Here is an 8104-nt window from a genome sequence, read left to right on the forward strand (position 1 = left end):
GATAATGGTCGCGGCGCTCCGTATCGCTGCGACCCGCCGTGACGGTCAGGCCGCTCTCCAGCACCTTGCGCACTTCGGCGCGCTGCTTGCGCGGGATGGCGAGGAGTTCGGCGTCGTTGTCGGCGGCTAGCTCGCGGGCGAAGCCGGCGTAGACGCCTTCCTCGACACGCCAGCCCTCACTCGCCGGCAGCGGTCCGCCGCGCAATTCGACCGAGGGGACGCCGAGCGGTTTGGCCATCGCCGCCGCGCCATGGGCCAGTGTCGCCTCGACCCCCGGATTGTCGGCAAGGATTCCGCCGCCCACCCCAAAGCCGCTGCCGACGAGCGCCTGCCCGAACAAAGGCGAGCGGACATGGTGGAGCGGCAGGAGGCCGGCCAGCGCGCCGGTCGCATTGCGCGCGGTGACGAGATGGCAGCGATGCCCGGTCGCCCTGGTGATCGCCTCGCACCAGGCGCGGCTGTGGAAGGGCGTCGCATCGGGATGTGCGGCGACATAGGCGTCCCACGCGGCGGCATCCGACAGCGGCGCGCCGGAAAAGCCCTCTTTCACGGGAAGCGTCGGCGCATTCACGCCGCCGCGCGCCACGGCTGCGCGCGTTCTTGCTGCGCGGGGAGCAAGGCGTCGGCGCGCGTCCATTCGAAGTCGGCGAGCAATTTCTTCAGCTTGCCAGCCATGGCCGACAAGCCGCTGTAATGCCGGATCTTCGACCTGACCGGCGCGTCGGCGACGCGCGGCTGGCCGGGGTCGATTTCCCACGGGTGGAAATAGAGGATCGCGGGGTGATCCTCGGCGTTCATCCGCGCGATCGCCCAGCGCGTGAAGCCATAGGGCAGCATCCGCATGAAGCCGCCGCCGCCCGCCGCCAAAGTGCGCCCGGCGAAGCGCGCGGTCGTGACCGGCCATTCGACGAGGTCGCTGCCCGCCACCGGCCGCCACGCATGACGCGGGCTTTGGGGCCAGCCGTAATGATCGTGGACCACCGGCGCGACGCTCGACGAATAGGCATAGCCCTGCTCGGCGAGTACCTGATGCGCCCAGGGGGTGCGCGTATCGACCGAAAAGCTCGGCGCGCGATAGCCGCGGATCGCGGTGCCGCCCAAATCCTCGAGGATCGCCTGCGTCTGCTTGAGGTCGGCGGCGAATTCGCCGGCGGTCATGTTGAACACGCGCTTGTGGTCGTATCCGTGACTCGCGAGTTCGTGCCCGGCGCCAACGATGCGCTTGATCAGCGCGGGATAGCGTTCGGCGACCCAGCCCAGCGTGAAGAAGGTGCCCGTAACGCCACCATCGGCGAAAATCTGCAGCACGGCGTCGCAATTCGCCTCGACACGGCATTCGAGTGTCGGCCAGTCGGCGCGGTCGATCGTGCGCTCAAACGCGCCGACCTGGAACCAGTCCTCGACATCGACCGACAGGCCGTTCTGCATATTCACTCGCCTTCATCGGCAGGGTAGCGGACTTTGGCCGCGCTGTCAGGCCGCCCAGGTCCGCGAATTTGCCGGATTGGGTGCATTTTCCGGATCGCGCTCGACCCATTCGATCAGCAGGTCGAGCACGCGGCGCAGCGCGGCATCCTGTTCGACGAGACGTTCCTCGAGCGACGCGATTTGCGCTTCGAGCGCCGCGAGATGTTCGGGATCAACCGCCGGGGCGGACGGCGTCGGCGTGGGCACCGCGACCGCCGCATCAGGCGCCAGTTCGAGGACATCGGCCTCGACCGGATCGGGCGGGGTCAGCGTGATGACCTGTGCCGAGGGGGCGGGCGCAGCGAAAGGCGCACGCATGTCGGGAGCAGGCTCGGGCGCACGCTGCGGCCATTCGAGCGGCGCTTCGTTCGCGGGCGCCGGCACGGCAAAGGGAGCCGGTGTCGGCGCGACGGCGCTGGCGGCAGCAGCGACGACCTCTTCGACCGGCAACGGCGCCAGCGTCGCTGCGTCGATGCCGCGATCGGCTTCGATCTCGGCGACGACCGAGCGGACATTCTGCGCGGTGATACGGTTCATCTGTTCGACCGCGCCATAGAGCAGCAGCCGGCTGACGAGGACGTTGAGCTTGCGTGGCACACCCTCGCTGTAATCGAAGATTTCCTCGAACGCGTCGGGGCTGAAGCTGGGATTGCCCGTCCAGCCGACCTTGCCGAGGCGGTGCAGGATATAGGGTTCGACCTCCTCGGGCTCCATCGGGTCGAGATGGTGCGTCGCGATCACGCGCTGGCGCAGCTGTTCGAGCGTCGGCGAATGGAACAGCGTCTGGCGGAACTCGGGCTGTCCGAGCAGGAAGATCTGGAGTAGCGAGTGGCCGCCGAGCTGGAAGTTCGATAGCATCCGCAGCTCTTCGAGCGCCGAGATGGCCAGATTCTGGCCTTCGTCGACGATCAGCAGCGTGCGCTTGCCGGCGCGCGCCTGTTCGCGGAGATATTGCTCCATCGACCGCAGCAGTTCGGCCTTGCTCTCGCCTTCCCATTCGATGCCGAATTGTTCGGCAACGAGGCGGAGCAGGTCGTCGCCCTCGACCTGCGTCGACACCAGCTTGACCGCAGTCAGGCGATTGGGGTCGATCGTGTTCATCAGATGGCCGACCAGCGTCGTCTTGCCCGCGCCGACATCGCCGGTGATGACGATGAAGCCCTCACCCTGCGCGAGGCCGTAGCCCAGATAGGACATCGCCTTCCGGTGCGTGCCGCTTTCGAAATAGAAATGCGGGTCTGGCGTCAGCTGGAACGGACGCCCGGTGAAACCATAGAACTGATCGTACATCGTAAAATTCCCGTTGCTTGGTCAGAAGTTGTAACGCAGTCCCACCAAAGCCGAACCAATAAGCTGACTGTTGAAACCTTCCTGATCGAAGGCATTGATGCTCCCCGCCGCGGTCCCGGTCAGGCCGCGCCAGAAGCGCCGCGAATAGGCGGCCGAAAGCCCGGCCGACTGAACGTCGCTGGCGTTCGGGGCGCCATTGTCGAAATAGCTGACATAACCCGACAGGCTGAGGTCCGAATCGCGGTCGAGCTGGCGGCCCGCCGACAGGAAGAGATAATAGCTCTCGTCCTTTATGCCGTTAAGATTGGCGATCGGCGACAACCTCGGTACCAGCAGTTTGCGCTGGTCATAGCCGATACCGACGCCATAGCTCCACCCGGCAAAGCGCGACGAGAGTGTCGCCTGAACGCCGCGGCTACGATATTGCGCCGAATTTGCGCTGCCGAGCTGGTTGTTCAGACAGCTACCGCCTTCCTGGCCAAATACGCACGTATTGACGTCGCCGCCGATCGGGTTGCGGGTCGGGTCGAACTGCGTCGGCAGCGCGGCGAGCCCGCTCGACATGCCGCGGCCGAGGCTCGACAGGCCGTCATAGACGCCGATCTGGATCGTTGTCGCGTGATCGGCGCGATAGGCGAAGCTGCCGGTATAGATGGTGTCGCCATAACGTCGGCCGACCTTTGCGGTGAGCGACGTGCGGCGACTCGGCTGCCACATCACGCCGGCGTCCCAGATCAGCCCGCTGGTATCGAAAGACAATTGGCGCGGCTTCGATTTATCGGTGACGAAGCGGCCGCTGGCATCGCGGACCGGCACGCCATTGGTATCGACCACCGGGTCGCGCTGACCGATTTCGATATCCTCGTACCCGACACCGCCGAGCAGCGCGACGGTCGGGCCGATCGGCATCGTCACGTCGGCGCGGGCATATTTGCCCTCGAACCGCTGGTCGAGCTGGCTTGCATCCTCGCGCTCGTAGCCGCCCGAAACCTGCCAGCCGAACGGCAGGTCGCCCGGCCGGGCACCGACGCTGGCCCAGGCGACATGGTTGGTGGAACTGTCGAAAATATCCTGCGGCTGGCTGCCGGGCGCAAGTATCGCGGGCTGGTCGACGTCGACCTTGGTATAGCCGAAGCGATATCCCGCCCCGACGTCGAGCCCGGCGATCCGCCGGGCGAAGGTCGGGCCAGCATAGACCGAATAGAGGTTCGCGACATTGCTGGCGTCGCCGATGAACAGGCCGCTGTCGGCGCCCCGGTTGTCGGCGCGCGTGCGGGTGGCGAGCGCCCCGGCTTCGAGATTCAGGCCGCGGGCCGCTTCGATCCTGCCGCGGGCAAGGCCGCTGATGACATCCTGATCGCCCTGATTTCCCCAGCCGAACTGATGTTCGTAGCGCAGGGTTGCGGAAAGTTCGGCGCGGTTGGTCACGATCGCGGCATCGACGCCGGCGGCGACCGTCGTATAGGTCAGTACGTCGCCGCCATTCTTGAGATCGGCGGTCAGGACCTGACCGACTTCGAGATAGGGACTGACGTCGACCGTGCGCTGCGTGCGGCGTTTTTCGGCGCGCCTTTCGCTGCGGCCGGGTTCGGATTGGGATGCGCCTGACGACGGTGCTTCGCTCGCGCCCGAGCCGGCGTCGCCGGAAAACTGGGCGTGCGCGCCCGTCGCCGTTCCGGCGAGCAGCAGGGCCGCCAGCGTCCCCACATGACGCATGGTGGTTGTGGTGCGCATCACGCGCCTCCTTGTCCGTAATAGGTGCCGAAGCGGCGACCGCCTGGCGAATATTTCACGCCGTTGAGAAGCAGCTGGATATGCGGACACGCGCCCATCAGGCCGATCGCGTCGCGCAGCGCGGATTCCAGCGTGGCGTCGGCACGGACGACCATGATGGTCTGGCCGACATGTCCTGCAAGCACGGCAGCCGGCGACGCCGCAAGCACCGGGGGCGAATCGAGGATCAGGATACGACCTGGAGCGCCAGCTTCGAGCTGCGCCAGCAAGGCCTCGGTCCGCGCCGAAGCGAGCAGTTCGGTGTCGTGCATATGTCCGGTGCCCGCAGGCATGACCTTCAGCCCGGGAATGTCGGTCTGGATCAGGCAGTCGCCAAGCGGCAGATGCGGATCGGCGAGCGCGTCCATCAGGCCCGGACCGTCGTCCAGCCCCAGGACTTCGAGCACGCTCGGCTTCGCAATGTCGGCATCGATCAGCAGCACGTCGTGATCGGCCTCGACCGCAAGGCTGAGTGCGAGGTTGACCGCAGAGAAGGTCTTGCCCTCGCCCGGGTTGGCTGAAGCCACCAGCACGCGGTGACCACGCGGCAGGACCGGGCGATTGCCGACGCCGCCGAAATTGCGGATCAGTTCGCGCTTCACGATGCGATATTCTTCGGAGATGCCGGTGACCGGCGTTCCCGGCACGATCATGCCGCGCGCCGCAAGGCGTTCGCGGTCGATCGCTCCCTGCCGCGTCGGCGCGATGGCCGGCGCAGCCCTGGCGATGTCCTTGCGCGGCGACGGCCTCGGCGCCGGGGCCGCGTCGACCGCGGGTGCGGCTTCGACGCCCGGCGCAGTCTCGACAATCGGGCCCGGGCTTTCGAGCTGCGTGACGGCTTCCACGGCCGGTTCGGCCTTCGCCTTCCGGGCCTTTTTATCGGGCTCGGGCGGCAGGTTCGACACGTCGATCGTCGGCGCATTGGCGGCGGGATCGATGCCGAACATGTCGGCAGCGCGTTCGAGGAGCGAGGGCGGGCGCTTGACTTTGCGTTGGTCGTTCATGTCATCGTCCCCCGTCACGCTACCATGCCGCGCTGGATAAATTCGGCGACCAGCAGCAGGGCATAGAGGCCGATGAGTGCACTCCCCCCGCCCGCGAGCCAGACGAGTTTCTTGCGCCGGTCGAGATGGCGCTCGGGCGTGACCACTTCGGTGATCGATCCGATCACCGGCAGCCCGCTTGCGCGTTCGAGCTTGCTCGCGGTCGCATAGCTGGTCCGTACCTGGCCGAGGCCGAAGGCCACACCGATGCCGCCGCCAATGCCCGCGAGCAGCACGAGCGTCAGGAACAGCGGGCGGTTCGGTGCCGCAGGGCTCGTCGGCTTCGACGGCGGGTCGAGCAGTTCGATCTTGATCGCGTCGGTTTCGGTCTGGACCTCGCCGCGCAGGCGGACCTGTTCGCGCTGGGCGAGCAGCTTGTCATATTGCGCCTTGAATGCAGTGTATTCGCCGTTGATCCGGTCATATTCGGCGGCGATGCCCGGGTTCTGGATCTGCTGCGAGGTGATGCGCGATATATCGCCCATCAGCTGGGCTTTGCGCGTCGACAGCGCACTCACGGTCGCCTGGCGCTCGGCACGCATCGCCGACAGCGAGGCATAAGCGGGGTTCTGCGAATTGCCGCCGCCGCCACCGCCCGCCCCTTCGCGGTCGGCCATAGCCTTGAGCGAGCCGATCTGGCTCTTGAGCGCGATGACGTCGGGGTGCGCATCGGTCAGCCCGCGCGCGCGCATCGACGCAAGCTCGTTCTGCGCACCGGCGAGCTGCTGGCGCGCAACGCCGCCGCCGACGCTACCCATACCGGGAACGTTGATCGTCGCGGGAGTGGAAGACAGCTGGCCGTTCGCCGCGGCAAGCTGTGCCTGCGCCGAAATAAGCTGCGAATCGATCTGGCTGAGTTCGGCGCGCGCGGCATCGACGCGCTGCGCCGGCGATCCGCTGCCACCGGGAATCAGCCCGATATTCTGCGCCTCGAACGCGCCGCGGCGCGCTTCGACTTCGCGGAGCGCCTTTTCGCGGTCGGCGATCTGCGCGTCGAGGAATTTGAGGCTCTCGCGCGCATTCATCCGGCCGCCGCGCAACTGGTCGTCGCGGAACACGGTGATCAGGCTATCGAGTACCCCCGAGGCAAGCTTGGCATTGTCGGCGTCCGACAGGCTGCCGACGCCGACGCTCGAGGTGATTTCGAAAATATTGTCCTGTTGCGGAACGACCTTGATATTTTTTTGCAGCATGCCGACCGCACCCGCTTTTTCGCGCTCGTTCGCGGCGGCCGGAAGCAGGCCGGTTGTCGCGGCGACTTTTTCCATGTTGCGCGCGCTGGTCAGCGTCTCGCGGATCTGATCGATCTGCGGCCGACCGCCGCCGCCCTGAACATCGTCGGGCAGGATTTCGTTGATATCGACGAGCAGCCGTGCCCGTGAATCATAGCGGTTGGGGATCGACGCAATCGCCAGCCAGCCGAGAATGCAGATTCCCCATGCCACCGCCAGCACCAGCCACCGGCGCGTCCAGACGCTGTGCAGCGCCACCCGGAATTCGTCGTAAAGGCTGTTCATCGCTTCGTTTCAGTCCTTGGGAGATGGATGGGTTCGCGGCCGGCCGGTCAGAACATGCTTTCGGGGATGATGATCACATCGCCGGGCTGCAGCCGCACGTTCGCCTTGATATCGCCGCGCTTGATCAGGTCATTGAGCCGCAGCCCGAACTCCTGCTGCTTGCCGCTGCCCTTGTCGAAACGGACGAGTCGCGCCTTGTTTCCAGCGGCATATTCGCCGAGGCCGCCGACTGCAATCATGGCGTCGAGCACCGTCATGTTGGCGCGGAACGGAATCGAGGCGGGCTTTTCGGTCGCGCCGACGACGCGCACCTGCTGCGAGAAGGTGCTGTTGAAGCTGGTGACGATCACGCTGACGATCGGGTCGGTGATATACTGGCTGAGCTGCAGCTTGATATCCTGCTGCAGCATCGTCGGCGTCTTGCCGACCGCGGGCATGTCGGTGATCAGCGGCGTCGTGATCCGTCCGTCGGGGCGAACCTGTACCTTGCCGCCGAGTTCGGGGTTGCGCCACACGAAGATCTGGAGCTCGTCGAGCGGGCCGATGATATATTCCTCGCCCGGCCCCTCCTGGTTCTGAACGAAGGTTGCGCTGGGCAGCTGCGGCGCGCTCCCCGCGCTCATGCAGCCGGTCAGGGCGGTCGCGGCGATACCCGAAACGAGCGCGGCACGCGCAACGCGGAGCGAGGAAAACGAAGCCATAAACAATCAACCTTTCGAGCCGCCGGCGGTTGCCACGGTCCAGATCACCGCGACGACAGCCATTGCGTCAGCTTCAGCCATTGCTCGAAAAGGGTGAACATACGGTTAGTATTGACATTAGTTTGGCCCGCAGCCCGACAAAACTGTCCCGATAAGGAACAGGTTTCGCGGTGTCAGACGAGCATTTCGCGCGCCGGCCCTTGCCCCAGGAAGGCGGCCGGGCTCGCGCTTGCGCCATAGGCCCCCGCCTGGAAGATCGCGATCAGGTCGCCGACTCCCGCATGCGGCAGCGCCACCTGGTCGCCGAGCCGGT

The 8104-nt window shown here is 66.2% G+C and carries 6 protein-coding genes and 2 pseudogenes; all 8 read right to left on the reverse strand.

Annotated features, from left to right (window positions below; all coding sequences use genetic code 11):
- A pseudogene (locus VGD20_RS06045) lies at nt 1-586 on the reverse strand (FemAB); the annotation flags it as partial.
- Nucleotides 568-1428, reverse strand: a complete 861-nt coding sequence (locus VGD20_RS06050) for an XrtA system polysaccharide deacetylase (protein ID WP_331133590.1) — start codon at nt 1426-1428, stop codon at nt 568-570. The gene VGD20_RS06050 and the pseudogene VGD20_RS06045, both read right to left, overlap by 19 nt.
- Nucleotides 1429-1473: 45 nt before the next feature.
- Nucleotides 1474-2757 (reverse strand): XrtA/PEP-CTERM system-associated ATPase, encoded by a 1284-nt coding sequence (locus VGD20_RS06055; protein WP_331133591.1) that lies wholly within the window; start codon nt 2755-2757, stop codon nt 1474-1476.
- Nucleotides 2758-2778: 21 nt separating this feature from the next.
- On the reverse strand, nt 2779-4491 hold the full coding sequence (locus tag VGD20_RS06060) for a hypothetical protein (RefSeq protein ID WP_331133592.1): 1713 nt from the start codon (nt 4489-4491) through the stop codon (nt 2779-2781).
- Entirely contained in the window at nt 4491-5534 is a 1044-nt protein-coding gene (locus VGD20_RS06065; RefSeq protein ID WP_331133593.1) for a P-loop NTPase, read from the reverse strand. Before VGD20_RS06065 ends, VGD20_RS06060 begins: the two co-directional genes overlap by 1 nt.
- A 14-nt stretch (nt 5535-5548) precedes the next feature.
- The gene (locus VGD20_RS06070) at nt 5549-7090 is read right to left on the reverse strand and encodes an XrtA system polysaccharide chain length determinant (protein ID WP_331133594.1); all 1542 of its coding nucleotides are present in this window, start codon (nt 7088-7090) and stop codon (nt 5549-5551) included.
- 47 nt (nt 7091-7137) lie between these two features.
- Complete coding sequence (locus tag VGD20_RS06075; RefSeq protein WP_331133595.1) at nt 7138-7791, reverse strand: XrtA/PEP-CTERM system exopolysaccharide export protein; 654 nt, start codon at nt 7789-7791, stop codon at nt 7138-7140.
- Between the two features lie 173 nt (nt 7792-7964).
- Nucleotides 7965-8104: pseudogene (locus tag VGD20_RS06080) on the reverse strand (pyridoxal-dependent decarboxylase, exosortase A system-associated); the annotation flags it as partial.

This window comes from Sphingopyxis sp., from assembly GCF_036402335.1.
Lineage (GTDB): Bacteria > Pseudomonadota > Alphaproteobacteria > Sphingomonadales > Sphingomonadaceae > Sphingopyxis.

Coding starts and splice junctions, on each gene's coding strand:
- VGD20_RS06050 (WP_331133590.1), bottom strand. CDS start 1,428: ATGCAGAACGGCCTGTCGGTCGATGTCGAGGACTGGTTCCAGGTCGGC.
- VGD20_RS06055 (WP_331133591.1), bottom strand. CDS start 2,757: ATGTACGATCAGTTCTATGGTTTCACCGGGCGTCCGTTCCAGCTGACG.
- VGD20_RS06060 (WP_331133592.1), bottom strand. CDS start 4,491: ATGCGCACCACAACCACCATGCGTCATGTGGGGACGCTGGCGGCCCTG.
- VGD20_RS06065 (WP_331133593.1), bottom strand. CDS start 5,534: ATGAACGACCAACGCAAAGTCAAGCGCCCGCCCTCGCTCCTCGAACGC.
- VGD20_RS06070 (WP_331133594.1), bottom strand. CDS start 7,090: ATGAACAGCCTTTACGACGAATTCCGGGTGGCGCTGCACAGCGTCTGG.
- VGD20_RS06075 (WP_331133595.1), bottom strand. CDS start 7,791: ATGGCTTCGTTTTCCTCGCTCCGCGTTGCGCGTGCCGCGCTCGTTTCG.